The sequence below is a fragment of the Knoellia locipacati genome (assembly GCF_044791685.1).
Taxonomy (GTDB): domain Bacteria; phylum Actinomycetota; class Actinomycetes; order Actinomycetales; family Dermatophilaceae; genus Knoellia; species Knoellia locipacati_A.
Genome location: NZ_CP087730.1, coordinates 327026 through 344041, shown reverse-complemented (window position 1 = coordinate 344041; position 17016 = coordinate 327026). Strand labels below are relative to the sequence as shown.

Sequence of the window (17016 nt, the reverse complement as noted above, 5' to 3'; positions counted from 1 at the left end):
GACGGGCGCGATGGGCCCGGTGAGCCCGACGGGCGCGATGGGCCCGGCTGCGAGCGGACCTGGCGGGAGCGACGGCTGGGTGACCCGTCACACCGGTGCCGTGCTCACTCGGTGCTGCGTGACCATCTGACACCATGGGCTCGTGTCCGACCGCCTGAGCACCCTCGACAGCAGCTTCCTCACGCTCGAGAACTCGTCGACGCCGATGCACGTGGGGTCGGTCATGGTCTTCGACGCCCCCGACGGTGGCTTCGACTACGACCGTCTCGTCGGGATCATCTCGCGGCGGATCGCCTACGTCCCGCGCTACCGGCAACGGGTGCGCTTCGTGCCGGGCCGCCTCGCGAACCCGGTGTGGATCGACGACGAGCGCTTCGACGTGACCTACCACGTGCGCCGTTCGGCCCTGCCCCGACCGGGCGACGACGAGCAGCTCGAGGAGCTCATCGCCCGCATCCAGCCGCGCCAGCTCGACCGCAGCCGTCCGCTCTGGGAGGTCTACCTCGTCGAGGGCCTGGCCGACGACCGGTTCGCGATCATCACCAAGACCCACCAGGCCCTGGTCGACGGCGTCAATGCCGTCGACATCGCCCACCTCATCCTCGAGGACTCGCAGACGCCGAGTGCCGAGAGCGTCCACGACACCTGGCGCCCGAGTCGTGAGCCGTCCCAGACCGAGCTCGTGGTGAGCGCCCTCGCCGACACGGTGCGCGCCCCGAGCCAGATCGTCGACACGGTGCAGTCCGGCATCACCGACGTCAAGGCGACCGCGGGGCGTGTCCTCGGTGCCGCGGGCGAGGTCGTCTCCGCGTTGGCCCGCGCCTCGACCAGCCCCGCGCCCGAGTCGCCGCTCAACGCCCGCGTCGGACGGGCCCGTCGCTTCGTGATGGTCGGCACCGACCTCGAGGACTACAAGAAGGTGCGGTCCCGACTCACCAAGGGCGCCTTCGCCGACGACGTGAGCATCAACGACGTCGTCCTCGCGACCGTGACCGGTGCGTTCCGCACGTGGCTCATGACCCGCGGCGAGAGCGTGCACGGCTCGACGACGATCCGGGCCATGGTCCCGGTGAGCGTCCACGACGACGAGAGCGAGCTCTCGGCCGGTCGGCACCTCGCCGCGTGCTTCGTCGACCTGCCCGTCGGCGAGCCGGGTGCCTCGATGCGCCTGCACCAGATCGCCTTCGCGATGCGTCAGCAGATGGAGGCCGGCCGAGCGGTCGGTGCCGACACCCTCGCGGGGCTCGGCGGGTTCGCCCCGCCGACGATGCACACCCTCGCGGCCCGGCTCGGCGGCGCCGTCTCGCGCCGGCTCTTCAACGTCGCGATCACCAACGTTCCCGGCCCGCAGCACCCGCTCTACGTCGCGGGTGCCCAGATGGCCTCGACCTACCCCGTCATGCCCCTCGGGCCGTCCCGGGCGCTCTCGATCGGCCTGACGTCCTACGACGGCGGGGTCTACTACGGCCTCTACGCCGACCGCGATGCCCTGCCCGACGCCGACGTGCTCGGCCAGTCCATCGTCGACGCCCTGCAGGAGCTGCTCGAGGCTCCGCGCGCCCGAGCGCGCTGAAAGGACCCCCCATGCCCCTGGTACGTGTCTACCTCCCGCTCGACTCCTCCGCCCTGGACGGCCTGCGCCGCACCGGTGAGCTCGGCCCTGCCCCGGTCCTCGGACACGCCGCCGTGCCGGCCAGCACCCGTCCGGGACTCGGAAACGACGACGAGGAGCGCGAGTATGCCGCGTGGTCGGCTGCCGCGACGGACGCCGCCGAGCGTGCCGCAGAGGGAGAGCGGCGCGTCGTCGCCTCCGCCGACGTCGACGCGGCGGTCGTGCGCCCCGTGACCGACGGTGAGACCGCGGTGGAGCTCGACAGCGTCGTGGCCCTGCCGCGGATCGCGTCGTTCCACATCGACGAGCAGCCGGGCGGAGAGGTCGCCGACCTCCTCTGGTACGACGTCACCGAGCTCGACGACGTCATCGCCCTCGTCACAGGGTCGAAGCCCGACGCCTGACCCGGCGCACCTCCGATCTGCCCGACACCTTCTGACCAATGGGTCGAAAGCTGCGCGACACCTTCTGACCTATTGGTCGAAAGTTGCGCGCGGGCGCGCCGCCCGACGGCTGGGCCACGCGACATTTCTTGACCAATTGGTCGAAAGTTGCGCGACACCTTCTGACCAATTGGTCGAAGGTTGCGCGTGGGGCGCGCGGGGGTCGGAGGCGACGACGGGGTCGAGGCCCGACGCCTGACCCGGCTCACCTCGGAGCACCTCTCGCACGCGTGACACCATGGGGACAACCCCCAGACCCCCACGGAATCGAGGAAGACACCGATGGACGCTGTGACCCACGTCCCCGCCCCGATCAACGAGCCGGTGCGCGACTACGCACCCGGCAGCCCCGAGCGGGCAGCGCTCGAGCTCGCGCTCGCCGAGGTCGGCAGCACGAAGTGGGACCTCCCGCACACGATCGGCGGCAAGCGGGTCGAGGGCCGTGGCACAAAGATCGACGTCCGTCAGCCGCACGCCCACCGGTCCGTGCTCGGCACCCTGCGCGACGCCACCAAGGCGGACGCGCAGGCGGCCGTCGACGCAGCCAACGCCGCGGCTCCGGCATGGCGCGACATGTCCTTCGACGACCGTGCCTCGATCCTCCTCAAGGCCGCGGACCTGCTGGCCGGTCCCTACCGGGCCAAGGTCAACGCCGCGACGATGCTGGGACAGAGCAAGACGGCATACCAGGCCGAGATCGACGCGGCCTGCGAGCTCATCGACTTCTGGCGCTACAACGTGCACTTCGCGCGCCAGATCATCGAGGAGCAGCCTCCGGCCAACGCCCCCGGCATCTGGAACCGCACCGACTACCGCTCGCTCGAGGGTTTCGTCTACGCGATCACGCCGTTCAACTTCACCGCGATCGCCGGCAACCTCCCGACCGCCCCCGCGCTCATGGGCAACACGGTCGTCTGGAAGGCGTCGCACACGCAGGCGCTCGCGGCCCAGTTCGTCCTCGAGATCCTCGAGGAGGCCGGGATGCCCCCCGGCGTCATCAACCTCGTGACCGGTCACGGCACCGAGGTCTCGGACGTCGTGCTCAAGCACCCCGAGTTCGCCGGCCTGCACTTCACCGGCTCGACCCGCGTGTTCCAGCAGCTGTGGCAGGAGATCGGGTCCAACCTCACGACCTACCGCCACTACCCGCGCATCGTGGGTGAGACCGGTGGCAAGGACTTCATCCTCGCCCACCCCAGCGCCGATCCCGACGTCGTCCGGACCGCGATGATCCGCGGCGCGTTCGAGTACCAGGGCCAGAAGTGCTCTGCGGCGTCACGGGCGTTCATCCCGCGCAGCATCTGGAAGGTCATCAGCAAGGACCTCGTCGAGCTCACCGAGGGCCTGACGATGGGCAACGTCACCGACCTGTCGAACTTCATGGGCGCCGTCATCGACGACCGCGCGTTCGCCAAGCACAAGGCCGCGATCGACCGGGCCAAGGCGACCAGCGGGATCGACATCGTCGCCGGCGGCACCTATGACGACTCCGAGGGCTACTTCGTCCGCCCGACGATCATGGTCGGCGAGGACCCGCACGACGAGATCTTCACGACCGAGTACTTCGGTCCGCTGCTCTCGGTCCACGTCTACCCGGACCGCCAGTTCGGCAAGATCATGGACGTCATCGACTCGGCCTCGGCCTACGCCCTCACCGGCTCGATCATCGCCCAGGACCGCGCCGCCGTCGCCGAGGCGACCTCGCGGCTGCGCTTCGCCGCGGGCAACTTCTACGTCAACGACAAGCCCACCGGCGCCGTCGTCGGCCAGCAGCCGTTCGGCGGAGGCCGCGCGTCCGGCACCAACGACAAGGCCGGCTCGGCCCAGAACCTCCTGCGCTGGACGAGCCCGCGCTCGATCAAGGAGACGTTCGTCCCGCCGAAGAACCACACCTACCCGCACATGGGCGTCTGACCCCAGCCGTCACCGCCTGCCCGTTCGCGCCGACCGAGGTCTGCACGAACGGGCAGGACGTGGGGACGTGGCCGTCAGCCGAGGCGCTCGTGGAGCAGGCGGGTCTCGATGTCCGCCGCGGTCGTCAGCGGCTCGGCCGCCGCCTTCTCGAGCCGCCCGCCGATGAGGGGCACTCCTGCGCGCAGCTCCGCCTCGAGCTCGTGGATGCTTCCGGACTCGGTGGGGGACAGCCGGATCCAGCCCCGGAGCGTCATCGGCGCGCCCTTGACGTGCAGGTTGAGGTCGGCGACGCGGCGTCCGTCCTCGTCGGCCGGCCCCCACGTCTGCACCTCGATGATGGTGAGGGTGGCGCCGACGAAGGACTTCGCGACGTCGGGGAACCCGTGGGTCGGCAGGTGGCGCTCCGTCGTGATGACCGTCCGGTCGGCTGCCGTGGTGACGTCGGCGCTCCACCGGCCGGTCGTGGTCGCGTCGCACTTGGCGTCCTGGAACTGCTGGTCGCTCATCACCGCGAAGACGACGTCGGGCGCTGCGGGGTACTCGGCGCGGTGCGTGAACTTCACCTGGTGCTCCTCACGTGGGCGGACCTGCCGATCCTCTCACTCCATCCGGGGGCTCACGCGAGCCGCAGGGCGCTCGCGAGCGCCTCGAGGTTCGCGGTCGACGCGACAACCTCGGTGAGGAACCGGTCTCGGCGCCGCCGGTGCTGGGTGCTGATCGCGTCCAGCTCGGCCTGCAGCCGCCGCACAGCCTCGGTGCGCTCGTGCGTCGCCACCGAGTCGGCCTCGCCCGTGACGCCCCAGGCGAGCTGCACCTGACCGGCGTCGACGACCAGCCCGGCGGCCGACGCCTCGTCGACCGCGGCGCGGGCGCGCGCCTGGAGCTCACTCAGCTCGACGGCATACGACTGGAGTGCGGCACCGACCGCCTCGGCGTGCCGCGCACCCTCGGCGAGGGTCGCGAGGGCGCGTCCACCCTCCTTGCGCACGCGCACCGAGGTCGAGGTGCCCCACCCGTCCTTGAGCGATCCGTATGCCGTCTCGCTCCGCACGCGGGCCGCCTCGAGGTCGCGGGTCGCGCGCCGGGCCGTCGCCCCGAGGCTGGAGAGGGACGCCGGGTCGCCCGGCACCGGGCCCCTCACGGCTGCTCCGACGAGAGCGGGTCGGCGAGCTGCGGGTCGCGCTGGTCGGCGAGATCACCGACGGCACCGGCCGGCTGTCGGGCCCGGGCCCGGGCGAGCGTCGCGCGGTGCTGCGAGGCGACCTCGTCGACCGCACGCAGGAGGTCGACCACCTGGTCGACCCAGCCGTCGACGCTCCGCTGGGCGTCGGGCTCCCCCAGGACGACGAGGCTCGCGAGGAGGTCGTCCTCCACGCCCGCGACGGTGTCGGACAGGCCCTGCAGCGCGTCGCTCACCACGGCAAGTGCCGGGGGTTCGGAGGGCCTGCGCACCACGTCACTCTAGTGCTCACGCGTCCCATCTCCGGCCGCTCATCCACAGGTGCAGGAGGGTGAGTAGTCTCGTTCTCGGACACAGTGCCGTGTCCCGCCGAGGGCCATCGGCGACGCCGCAACTCAAAGGATCTGCAGCGCACCATGACTGAGTCATCGGTCCACCCCCGATCGACCACACTGGACGCCATCGTCGCGGCTTTCGCCGTTCTCGACCCCCGACCGGACGGGGCGGCCATCGTCGGCCACTACTTCCGGCACGTGCCGGACGAGGAGCTGAGCTCGCGTCCCGCCCGCACCCTCGCCGGAGCGGTGAAGTCACACCTCGACCTCGCCGCCAACCGCACACCCGGCACCGCCGCAGTCAGGGTCTTCAACCCGACGACGGACTCCGACGGGTGGTCCAGCGCGCGCACCGTGATCCAGGTCGTCACCGACGACATGCCCTTCCTCGTCGACTCCGTGACGGGTGCCCTCGTCCAGCGCGACGTCGACATCCACCTCGTGATCCACCCCCAGTTCCGCGTGCGCCGTGACGAGTCCGGCCGGCTGGTCGAGACCTGCGAGGACGACGTCTCCGGCTCGCCCCAGGGCGAGCCGGACGTCCACTCCGAGTCGTGGATCCTGCTCACCGTCGACCGTGAGAGCGACGAGGCGGCCCGCGAACAGCTCACGGCGGTCCTCGACAACTGCCTCCTCGACGTGCGCGAAGCGGTCACCGACTGGCCGGCGATGCGCACCCGCTGCCTCGTCATCGCGGCCGAGCTCGAGGGGGCGCCGCCCCCCGGTGTCTCCGCGGCCGAGGTCAGCCAGGCGAGCGCGTTCCTGCGGTGGATGGCCGACAACCACTTCACCTTCCTCGGCTACCGCGAGTACGCCCTCGAGGAGACGGCCGAGGGCGACGTCATCCGCCCGATCGGCGGGAGTGGGCTCGGGATGCTCCAGCAGGACCCGCCCGCCGACAAGAAGCTCATCCCCCTGTCGCCCCAGTCCAGCCGCAAGGCTCGCGAACGCGGCGTCCTCGTCCTCACCAAGGCGAACTCGCGCTCGACCGTGCACCGCCCGGCATACCTCGACTACGTCGGCATCCGCACCTACACCAAGGACGGGAGCACCGCCGGGGAGAAGCGCTTCCTCGGCCTCTACGCGTCGACCGCCTACACCGAATCGGTGCTGCGCCTCCCCGTCGTCGCCGAGAAGGTCCAGGCGGTCCTCGAGCAGTCAGGCCTCGCACCGGACTCGCACACCGGCAAGGACCTCCTCGAGGTCCTCGAGACCTACCCGCGCGACGAGCTCATCCAGGCCACGCCCGAGGAGCTCTACGAGACGGCCATGGCCGTCACCCAGCTCCAGGAGCGCCGCCGCACCAAGCTCTTCCTGCGCGAGGACGACTTCGGCCGCTTCGTCTCCTGCCAGGTCTACATCCCGCGCGACCGCTACAACACCGGCGTCCGCACCCGCATGGCGGCGATCCTCAAGGAGACCTTCGGCGGCGAGAGCGTCGAGTTCACCGCCCGGGTGAGCGAGCGCGCCCTGTCCAGGCTGCAGTTCGTCGTCCGGGTCCCGGTGGGCGAACGCGTTCGACACCTCGACGAGGCGGAGCGCTCCGAGCTCGAGCGCCGGCTCGTCGAGGTCAGCCGCAACTGGGCCGACCGCCTCGGCGACGGTCTGCGCGACCGCCTCGGTGAGGTCGAGGGCGACCGCCTGCTCGACCGGTTCGGGCGCGGCTTCCCGACGGCATACGAGGAGACCTTCTCGGTCGTCCAGGGCGTCGCCGACCTGCACCACCTCGACGGCCTCAGCGACGAGCGGCGCACGAGTGTCGCGCTCTACCGTCCGGGGGACTCGCCCGAGAGCATCCGCAGGTTCAAGCTCTTCCGCGTGGATCCGTTGTCGCTCACCGACATCCTGCCGATCTTCACCGACATGGGCGTCGAGGTCGTCGACGAGCAGCCCTACGAGGTGAGCCGGTCCGACGGGGTCCAGCTGCATGTCTACGACTTCGGGCTGAGGGTCCAGGACCAGCAGATCTGGGCGGGTATTCCGCACGAGGAGCTGCGCGAGCTCTTCGAGGGTGCCGTCCTCGCCGTGTGGGACGGCCGTGCGGAGTCCGACGGGTTCAACCAGCTCGTCCTCGCCGCCCGGCTCACGTGGCGACAGGTCGTCGTGCTGCGGGCGGTGGCCAAGTACCTCCGCCAGACCCAGGCGACGTTCAGCCAGTCCTACTTCGAGGACGCCCTCGTGGCGAACCCGTCGATCGCGACCGACCTCGTGGCCTTCTTCGAGGCACGCTTCGACCCCGAGGCGTTCGGCGCCGACGAGATCGAGCAGCGGGACGCGCTCCAGCAGCAGATCAGCGAGCGCATCACCGCTGCGCTCGACGACGTCAGCTCCCTGGACGAGGACCGCATCATCCGCTCGTTCCTCGCCGTGATGAGCGCGACGCTGCGGACGAACTTCTTCCAGCCCGCGGCCGACGGTGAGCCGAAGGCCTACGTCTCGCTCAAGCTCAACCCCAAGGCCATCCCCGACCTCCCGGCCCCGCGGCCGGCATACGAGATCTGGGTCTACAGCCCGCAGGTCGAGGGCGTGCACCTGAGGTTCGGCTCGGTCGCGCGTGGCGGGCTGCGCTGGAGCGACCGTCGAGAGGACTTCCGCACCGAGATCCTCGGGCTCGTCAAGGCGCAGATGGTCAAGAACGCCGTCATCGTGCCCACCGGGTCCAAGGGCGGGTTCTACGCCAAGAAGCTGCCCGACCCGGCGGTCTCGCGCGAGGCGTGGCTCGCGGAGGGGCAGTCCGCGTACCGGACGTTCATCTCCGGCCTGCTCGACATCACCGACAACCGCGTCGGCACCGAGATCGTGCCGCCGGAGCGCGTCGTGCGTCACGACGGCGACGACTCCTACCTCGTCGTCGCGGCCGACAAGGGCACCGCGACGTTCTCCGACATCGCCAACGGCGTGGCGCAGTCCTACGGCTTCTGGCTCGACGACGCGTTCGCCTCCGGCGGCTCGGCGGGCTACGACCACAAGGCCATGGGCATCACCGCCCGCGGCGCGTGGGAGTCGGTCAAGCGGCACTTCCGCGAGATGGGCGTGGACACGCAGAGCGAGGACTTCACCGCGGTCGGTGTCGGCGACATGAGCGGCGACGTCTTCGGCAACGGCATGCTGCTGTCCGAGCACATCCGGCTCGTCGCCGCGTTCGACCACCGACACGTGTTCGTCGACCCGGATCCCGTTGCGGCACAGTCGTTCCAGGAGCGCAAGCGCCTGTTCGAACTGCCGCGGTCGTCCTGGGACGACTACGACCGGTCGCTCATCTCGGCCGGCGGGGGAGTGTTCCCGCGGTCGCTGAAGTCGATCTCGATCACCGCGGAGATGCGGGCAGCGCTCGACCTCGAGGACGACGTCACGTCGATGACCCCGACCGAGCTCATCCACGCGATCCTGCTCGCCCCCGTCGACCTGCTGTGGAACGGCGGCATCGGCACCTACGTCAAGGCGACGAGCGAGGACCACCTCTCCATCGGCGACCGCGCCAACGACGCCATCCGCGTCAACGGTGACGAGCTGCGGGTCAAGGTCGTCGGCGAGGGTGGCAACCTCGGGCTCTCCCAGCTGGGCCGGATCGAGGCCTCGCTGGCAGGGGTGCGCGTCAACACCGACGCCATCGACAACAGTGCTGGCGTCGACACCTCCGACCACGAGGTCAACATCAAGATCCTCCTCGGCGACGTCGTGCGTCGCGGCGACCTCACGACGGAGGAGCGCAACACCCTGCTCGCCTCCATGACCGACGACGTTGCCGCCCACGTGCTGCGCGACAACTACGAGCAGAACGTCCTGCTCGGCAACGCCCGCGCCCAGGACCTGTCCATGGTGCCGGTCCACCAGCGACTCATGGTCTGGCTCGAGGGGCGCGGCGAGCTCGACCGATCGCTGGAGTTCCTCCCCAGCGACGCCGAGATCGCGAAACGCGCCTCCGCGGGGCTGGGGCTGAAGTCGCCGGAGTTCTCGGTCCTCGTCGCCTACGCCAAGCTCGCCCTCAAGAAGGACATCCTCGAGAGCGACCTGCCGGACGACCCGTACTTCGCGGCGACGCTCGCGCACTACTTCCCCAAGCCACTGCGGGAGCCGTATGCCGCGGAGCTGGGTGAGCACCCCCTGCGCCGCGAGATCATCACGAACTCGGTCGTGAACTCGATGGTCAACCGCGGCGGCATCACCTTCGCGTTCCGCGCGGCGGAGGAGGTCACGGGCACCCCCGACCAGGTCGCCCGGGCGTTCATCGTCTGCCGCGAGGTGTTCGACCTGCGCGGCTTCGTCAAGGCGGTCGAGGACCTCGACAACATGCTCCCCACCTCCGTGCAGACCGAGCTCTACCTCGAGTTCCGACGGCTCCTCGACCGGGCGGTCCGGTGGCTGCTCGCCGCCCGGCCGCACGGGCTCGACATCACCACCGAGGTCGAGCGGTTCGCGCCGGTCGTCGCCGACCTCGTGCCCCGCATCCCGGAGATGCTCCAGGGTGGCGAGCGCAAGCGCGTCCTGGCACAGACGTCGCACTGGGAGGACGAGGGCGTGCCGAGCGAGCTGGCGGCCCGCGCCGCCTCATTGCTCGACAGCTACTCGCTGCTCGACGTCGTCGAGATCGCCTCGGACGTGGACCACACGGCCGGTGACGTCGCGGAGGTCTACTTCCGGATGTCCGAGCGGTTCGGGATCGACGGCATGCTCACCCGAGTCGCCGGCCTGCCCCGCGACGACCGGTGGGACGCCCTCGCCCGCGGTGCGCTCCGCGACGACCTCTACTCGGTCCTGGAGTCCTTCACCCGCAACGCCTTCGAGTTCAACGGCGACCTCGACGGCGACGGAGTCGTCAGCGCGGAGGAGCGCATCTCGGCCTGGGACCAGGCCAGCGACGGCGCGACCGAGCGGGTCGGCAACCAGCTGGCCGGCATACGGTCGCTGGAGAAGCCCAACATCGCGGCACTCTCGGTCGCCCTGCGCACGCTCCGGTCCGTGGTCCGGCAGGTGAGCTGACGAGGAGACGTCCTAGGCTCGCCGCGTGAGCACCCTTGCTGAGTCCCTCAGGGCGTCGACGACCCTCGAGGACCACGAGATCGAATGGGTCCACCTGGTCGTCGGGGACTGGCAGCTCATCGCCGACCTGTCCTTCGCCGACCTCGTGCTGTGGGTGCCGACGGGCCTCGACGGGTGGCGCGCCGTCGCCCACGTGCGGCCGAACACCGGACCGATGGTCTTCTACGACGACGTCGTGGGACGGACCTCGGGCCGGTGGCGTGAGCCGATCCTCTCCGAGGCCTACCGCCACCGTCGGATCGTCAACGGGCGCGAGCCCGAGGGCCACGGTGAGACGGCCGTGCGGGAGCAGGCGATTCCGGTCGTGCGTGAGGGTCGGTCGCTCGCCGTCATCACCCGCCACAGCAACGTCATCACCGGCCGCACCCCGAGCCGTCTCGAGCTGACCTACCGACTGCTCGCCGAGTCGCTGACCCGGATGATCGCGGCGGGGGAGTTCCCCAGCACCGCGGCGCCGACCGGGGCCCGACGTGGTGCCCCTCGCGTCGGCGACGGCGTCGTGCACCTCGACATCGAGGGCACCGTCCTCTATGCGAGCCCCAACGCGATCAGCGCCATCCACCGGCTGGGTCACCGCGGTGACGTCATCGGTGAGGTCCTCGCCACGGTGGTGGCCGACCTGCTGCAGGGCTCGGGCTCGACGGTCGACGAGTCGCTCGCCGTCGTCATCACCGGCCGGGCGCCGTGGTGGACCGAGGTCTCGACGCAGTCGGCCAGCGTGAGCCTGCGCGCGATCCCGCTCACCGAAGGCGGCGTACGGCAGAGCGCGATGCTGCTGCTGCGCGACGTGTCCGAGCTGCGGCGGCGCGAGCAGGAGCTCATCACCAAGGACGCGACGATCCGTGAGATCCACCACCGGGTCAAGAACAACCTGCAGACGGTCGCGGCTTTGTTGCGGCTGCAGTCCAGGCGAGTCCCGGACGAGACGGCGCGCAACGCGCTGGACGAGGCGGTGCGGCGGGTCGGGACGATCGCGCTCGTGCACGAGACCCTGAGCCAGGGCATCGACGAGACGGTGAACTTCGACGAGATCGCGCTGCGCGGGCTGCGCGCCGTCGTCGACGTCGCCGTCACCGAGCACCGGGTCGAGTCGACGCTGACGGGGACGTTCGGTCGGATGCGCGCCGAGGATGCGACGTCGCTGGCGATGATCGTCTCGGAGCTGGTCCAGAACGCCGTGGAGCACGGTCTCGCGTCGCGTGGCGGACGCATCGAGGTCCACGTCGAGCGGTCCGAGGTGGACCCGGGGGTCGACGGACTGACCGTGACGATCACCGACGACGGCACCGGCCTGCCGGCCGGGTTCCGGCCGGTGCTCGCAGGACTGGGGACGCGGATCGTCACCTCGCTGGTGCAGGACCTCCAGGGCCGGATCCGGTGGGAGCCGGCGTCGCCGCACGGCACCCGGGTCGAGTTCACCGCGCGGCTGCGTCCGCTCACGCGCTGAGGTCCGCCAGGCGGAGGGGTTCGAGCCGGGCTCCCTGGCGCTGCCGGCGCCCGGCGCGGTCAGCGCGCCGATCCTGCAGGACAACGAGAACGGCCCCGCCTTGTCGGGCGGGGCCGGTCGAGTCCGTGGCTGCAGTCAGCCTGCGCGGCGGGCGCGGGCGTTGCGGCGCTTGAGTGCGCGCCGCTCGTCCTCGGAGAGTCCGCCCCAGACGCCGGCGTCCTGTCCCGACTCCAGGGCCCACTTGAGGCAGGTGTCGACAACGTCGCAGCGGCGGCAGACTGCCTTCGCCTCCTCGATCTGCATGATCGCCGGGCCGGTGTTCCCGATCGGGAAGAACAGCTCGGGATCCTCATCGAGGCAGGCAGCGCGGTCGCGCCAATCCATGGGTGGTGCTCCTTGTCCGTGGAGATCAGTGGTGCTGGCCGCATGCGGGGGTGGAGCAGGGCCAACATTCGGGTTGCGCCCTTGCAAACCACCGGACGTCAACACGCAGACGTCCGAAGTGTCAGTCTAGACCCACCGACCCAATTTCGAACAGGCCCAGCGGCACAGAATCTGCATTTCCTCACCCGTCGGCGAAGCCTTCTTCACGCGCAACGAGTGGGCTGACGCAGGTGTTCCGCGGGGCGCCGACCCGCGGCGAGCTCCGCGCCGACATGACGGACCCGAGCGACCTGGATCTCCTCCGCCTCCCGGCCGCTCACCAGGAGGGCCCGCCCCGGGAGCGCCGCCACCCCTCGGGGCGCCCTGATCCCGAAGCCCTCGCCGTCGCCCGGCGCGCGGGGACCGAGCAGGATTCCTGCCTGGGCTCGCGCGACCGCTGGCAGGACTCCCCGGAACTGCGCGGTGACGGCAGCCACCGTGGTCGCCGCCACGACGAGCGCCCGGTCGCGGTCGGCCAGGGCGATCACCTCGAGCAGGACCGGCTCCACGGCGGTGCCGTCGAGCCGGTCGGCGTCGTCGACGAGCACGACGAGGCCGGGGCACCGGCGCTTTGCCGAGACCAGGGGCCCGCTGTCCCAGGGGTCGACGCGGAACGCCTTGCCTCGGCCCGCCTCGGCTGCGACCGCCCGCACCACCTCGCTGACAGAACCGGTGCCGGACTCGACGACGGCCACCGTGCACCCGGCCAGCACGGCCGAGGCCCCGATCGTGGTCAGGGTCGTGGAGCGCCCCGACCTCGGGTGGCCGGCGACGAGGATTCGTCGGCCGAGCCGGGTGAGGTCGAGGTGGGCGACCGAGCCGGTGTCCGCCGAGAGCCCGACTGGGAGGACGTCGGCCCGCGGCGGCACGCTCTCGCGGTCACCACGACCGCCGCCCTCGGGGGCACGACGACCACCCGGCCCGGCGGCATCGACTCCGGACACGTGGGACACGAGGGACGCGTGGTCGACCAGCGCGGGCAGTCGGGGTACCCGGATCGGCTCCGGCGCCTCCGATGTGCCAGGCACCGCCGCGCCCGCGAGAGGTGCCGCCTCCGCCAGTGGGTCGCGCACCGAGAACTGGACCTCGGTGCGGTCGCGCAGGCGCACGGCTCGGCCGGGCGCGCGGCTGGACGGGAGGTCGCGCCGGTAGAGCCCGGCGTACGCGGCCTTGCCGGGGTCGGCGAGGGGGAGCAGGAAGGTCTCGCCGGCGAGGGCTGACAGCCGGCTGGAGAGCGTGGACCGGTCCCCGGTGACGACGGCGCGGAGCGTGGGATGGCCGGCGCGCAGGAGGTCGAGGAGGTCGTCGCGCAACCCGCTGAGGGCGAGGTCGCCCTCGGCGTCGAGACGCTCCCACCCGTCGACGACCAGCAGGGCAGGAGTCGGGTCGTCGTCGCCCATGCTCCGCTCGCGCAGCCGGTCGAGGAGACGACGGCACCGGGCGACGTCGTGGGAGTCGACGACGGCGCCGACCTGGGGGAGCTGCTCGAGGTCGGCGAGCTCACCGGTGGTGTCGATGACGTAGGCGTGGGTCGGCGACCCGGCCGGAGCGACGTGTGAGGCCAGCACCGTGCGCAGCGCCGTCGTGCGTCCCGAACGCGGCCCGCCGACGAGCAGCCAGTGACCCTCCCCGGATCGGTGCTCGAGAACGTCCTGCCGCTGGAGGGCGGGAAGGTCGACGAGCCCGACCCCGTCGGCGCCGAGGGTGGTGGGGTCGAGCCGCTCGGGCAGCGGTGGCAGCCAGGGGTGGTGGGGCTCGGCGACGCGCAGGGCGGCCGCTGCGGCGAGGACGAGGGAGGCGACCCGGCCCAGTCCCGTGGTCGCCGGCGACCCGCCACGGATCTCGACGGCTCCCGTCGAGTCCGCGGGCGCCGCCGAGGTCGCCAGCGAGCCGGTCATGGATGACGGGGCGCCGGTGTGGTCAAGGACCTCGAGCCTCAGGGCCGCGCTGTGGGAGCCGCCTCCGACCCGAGCCGCCTGGAACTCGACGAGCTCGCCGTCACCACCTCGCGCGAACCCCCGCCCGGGTCGGCTCGGCGAGATCCGGGCGGCTTCGGGGCCGCCGATGACGTCGGTCGAGTCGGCGACGTCGCGCATGCGCAGGGCGATCCGCAGGTTGACGTTGGCCTGGATGTCGGCGGTGACCACCCCGGCGGGACGCTGCGTCGCCAGGACGAGGTGGACGCCGAGCGAGCGACCCACGGCGGCCAGGGAGACCACGCCCGAGACGAACTCGGGGAGCTCCTGGGCGAGCATGCGGAACTCGTCGACGACGATGACGAGTCGTGGCAGCAGGCCACCGCGCCGGCGGTGGTCGTCGAAGTCGCGAGCACCCCAACCCGCGAGCAGGCCCTCGCGACGGGTGATCTCGGCCCCGAGGCTCACCAGTGCACGCTGGGCCAGGCCCTCGTCGAGGTTGGTGACGACGCCGACGGTGTGCGGCAGCTCGGCGCACTCGCCGAACGCGGATCCGCCCTTGTAGTCCACGAGCACGAACGACAGGTCCTCCGGCGAGCACTCGAGCGCCAGCGACGCCACGAGGGTGCGCAGGAGCTCGGACTTGCCGGAACCGGTGGTGCCTCCCACGAGCACGTGCGGGCCGTCGACTGCGAGGTCGATGGTCCAGGGATCGCCGGCGAGGCGGCCGAGACGTGCGACCGGCCTGCCGCCCCCAGCTCTCCAGTGGCCGACGAGCCGGGGGACGGAGGCGGGCTCCTCGCCCACGGTGCCGGTGGCGTCCCCGAGCCACGGGGTGAGGTCGAACAGGTCGACCGCGTCGGGGACCGCGTCACCTCCGGACGACCCGTCGACGAGGGGCGCGAGCGACCTGCCGACGCGTTCGCCCCACCACCATCCGACGAGGTCGGCAGTGAACGCCACCACTGGCTCCTGGCCCTCGACGTCGAGGCGGGAGGCGCCGTCGCCGACCCCATGGCCGAGACCGAGCACCGCGTGGCACGACGAGGGCAGCGCGCTCGCCCTCCGAGCGCCGACGAGCGACCAGACGCCGACGTCGCGACCGCGCTCCAGCAGGTCGACGAGCTCACCGGCGAGGTCGCCCTGTGCCTCGACGTCGGGGGTGACGACGAGGACGGTCGGCCGGGCCGGAGCCTGGCCGCGGCCACGCTCCTCCTCACGCGCCGTGACGACCTCCCGCAGGACCTCGAGACACCTGCGCAGGTCTCCGTATGCCGTCGTGTGCGGCAGCCAGCGAGCCCAGCCGAGCGGGGAGCCGGGACCGCCATCGCTCACGACAAGCCGCACGTCACGCGGTGAGTGCAGGGTCGCGACCTGGCCGAGCACGTGACGCACGACCGCCTCGACGTCGTCGCTGGTCCCGGCGATGCCGAGGCCGCCGACCGCGGCCAGGTCGACCTCGACCGGGAGGTCACGCAACGGCGGGTGCTCGACCGGACCGCCGCCGGGTGGGGCCCAGCCGGAGCGCGACGGCAGGGCACCGACGCCCACCCGCACCCTCCCGAAGCCGGCCACCCCATGACGGCGCTCCCACAGACGGGTGCCCGGACCGGATGCGATGGCGAGGACGGTGGCCGGGTCCGGTGCGTCGCGCCAGCGCTGCCCGCGCTCGAGCGCCCGCGCGGCGTCGAGCTCGTCCCGCCGGCGACGCAGCTCGACCTCGTGGGCGGCGATTTCTCGGGCGTGGTCGCGGCGGGCACCGACCCGGTCGGCGACGACGTTGCCGACGAGCGTGAGTGGGGAGAGCAGGGCGAAGGCGAGCATCTGTGGACCGAACACCACGGCGAGCACTCCCGCGAAGGGCAGCGGGAGCACGGCGGCCAGCCACGGCACCCTGGCGCGACGCGGCGGGGTCGGGGGAGAGGGGGCGGAGACCGTGGGCGCCAAGACCGGAGAGGCCGTGCGCGGCGCGCGGTTGACCGTGACGCGGCCGTCGCCGCGCGCGTGCACGGGCACCGTCGCCTCGACGGAGCGCACCAGGGTCAGGAGGGACGAGCCGATGGCGATGAGCTCACCACCGGCCACGACCACACCGCCGTCGGCCACCCCACCGCCCACGCCCTCCCCGGCGCCCGCGCCCTCCCCGGCGCCCGCGCCCTCCCCGGCGTCGTCGGCCGACGTCCCGTGGGAAGCGGGTCCGCCGAGCACCGTGTCGCCGCACCGCGTTCCGTTGGTCGACGACAGGTCGACCACGCGAAAACCGTTGTCGACAGGCGTGATCGACACGTGCCGTCGGCTGAGGTGGTCGTCGTCGAGGCTCATCCCGATGCCCGCAGCACGCCCGACGACGAGCCCACCCGGAGCCACCGGGTGGCGCCTCCCCGGGTCCGGGCCCGCGACGACCACGAGGTCCATCGGCGCGGTCGAGCGTGGTGCCGGGCGAGGCGGCTCGTCGAGCACGAGCGTCGCTCCGTGCACGAGCGGCGGCATCCCGACGACGGCGTCGGGCTCGAGCGCGAGCCCGTGACAGCTCACGCTCGAGGGTTCGGCGCCCACCACCTCGGCGAGCAGCCGCACGACGGCCCCCCACGTCGTGCCCGCCGGCGCGGTGACGCGCACGTCCACGCCCGACTGCCGGCGCGCGGGGCGCAGGACGGTGAGGTCCAGCTCGATGGGCGGCTCCATGGCCAGCAGGCTAGGGAGGAA

Annotated in this window: 10 protein-coding genes; 5 read left to right on the top strand and 5 right to left on the bottom strand. The window is 71.9% G+C overall.

The annotated features are described in order from the left end of the window. Nucleotides 1–142: 142 nt before the first annotated feature. From LL946_RS01595 to pruA, 3 genes are all read left to right on the top strand, one after another. Entirely contained in the window at nt 143–1573 is a 1431-nt protein-coding gene (locus LL946_RS01595) for a wax ester/triacylglycerol synthase family O-acyltransferase (RefSeq protein WP_404384101.1), read from the top strand. Nucleotides 1574–1584: 11 nt separating this feature from the next. Then, entirely contained in the window at nt 1585–2016 is a 432-nt protein-coding gene (locus tag LL946_RS01590; RefSeq protein ID WP_404384099.1) for a DUF6912 family protein, read from the top strand. Between the two features lie 321 nt (nt 2017–2337). Further along, nucleotides 2338–3969: an L-glutamate gamma-semialdehyde dehydrogenase gene (gene pruA, locus LL946_RS01585; RefSeq protein WP_404384097.1), complete on the top strand. Its 1632-nt coding sequence runs from the start codon at nt 2338–2340 to the stop codon at nt 3967–3969. 74 nt (nt 3970–4043) lie between these two features. Here pruA and LL946_RS01580 read toward each other — a convergent pair whose 3' ends face one another. From LL946_RS01580 to LL946_RS01570, 3 genes are read right to left on the bottom strand one after another with little or no spacing between them, the layout of a single operon-like run. Beyond that, complete coding sequence (locus LL946_RS01580) at nt 4044–4532, bottom strand: DUF2505 domain-containing protein (protein ID WP_404384095.1); 489 nt, start codon at nt 4530–4532, stop codon at nt 4044–4046. Nucleotides 4533–4585: 53 nt separating this feature from the next. Further along, nucleotides 4586–5110, bottom strand: coding sequence for a hypothetical protein (locus LL946_RS01575; protein ID WP_404384093.1), 525 nt, complete (start codon nt 5108–5110; stop codon nt 4586–4588). Continuing rightward, nucleotides 5107–5421 carry a hypothetical protein gene (locus LL946_RS01570; protein WP_404384091.1) on the bottom strand — a complete coding sequence of 105 codons (315 nt, stop codon included), beginning with the start codon at nt 5419–5421 and terminating at the stop codon, nt 5107–5109. The genes LL946_RS01575 and LL946_RS01570 overlap by 4 nt, the downstream gene beginning before the upstream one ends. Nucleotides 5422–5565: 144 nt before the next feature. On the opposite strand from LL946_RS01570, the gene LL946_RS01565 reads away from it, so the two are divergent. Beyond that, a complete protein-coding gene (locus LL946_RS01565; RefSeq protein WP_404384089.1) occupies nt 5566–10464 on the top strand; it encodes an NAD-glutamate dehydrogenase in 4899 nt (1632 codons plus the stop codon). Nucleotides 10465–10489: 25 nt separating this feature from the next. Further along, nucleotides 10490–11971, top strand: a complete 1482-nt coding sequence (locus LL946_RS01560; RefSeq protein WP_404384087.1) for a sensor histidine kinase — start codon at nt 10490–10492, stop codon at nt 11969–11971. Nucleotides 11972–12106: 135 nt separating this feature from the next. On the opposite strand, the gene LL946_RS01555 is transcribed toward LL946_RS01560, so the two are convergent. Both LL946_RS01555 and LL946_RS01550 read right to left on the bottom strand, forming a co-directional pair. Continuing rightward, entirely contained in the window at nt 12107–12355 is a 249-nt protein-coding gene (locus LL946_RS01555; protein WP_035938865.1) for a WhiB family transcriptional regulator, read from the bottom strand. A gap of 203 nt (nt 12356–12558) precedes the next feature. Beyond that, the gene (locus LL946_RS01550) at nt 12559–16995 is read right to left on the bottom strand and encodes an FtsK/SpoIIIE domain-containing protein (protein ID WP_404384084.1); all 4437 of its coding nucleotides are present in this window, start codon (nt 16993–16995) and stop codon (nt 12559–12561) included. Nucleotides 16996–17016: the final 21 nt, after the last annotated feature.

Bases quoted from the DNA above. Each gene is read 5' to 3' on its own strand.
- LL946_RS01565 (WP_404384089.1), top strand. From the start codon at position 5,566: ATGACTGAGTCATCGGTCCACCCCCGATCGACCACACTGGACGCCATC.
- LL946_RS01590 (WP_404384099.1), top strand. From the start codon at position 1,585: ATGCCCCTGGTACGTGTCTACCTCCCGCTCGACTCCTCCGCCCTGGAC.
- LL946_RS01550 (WP_404384084.1), bottom strand. From the start codon at position 16,995: ATGGAGCCGCCCATCGAGCTGGACCTCACCGTCCTGCGCCCCGCGCGC.
- LL946_RS01555 (WP_035938865.1), bottom strand. From the start codon at position 12,355: ATGGATTGGCGCGACCGCGCTGCCTGCCTCGATGAGGATCCCGAGCTG.
- pruA (WP_404384097.1), top strand. From the start codon at position 2,338: ATGGACGCTGTGACCCACGTCCCCGCCCCGATCAACGAGCCGGTGCGC.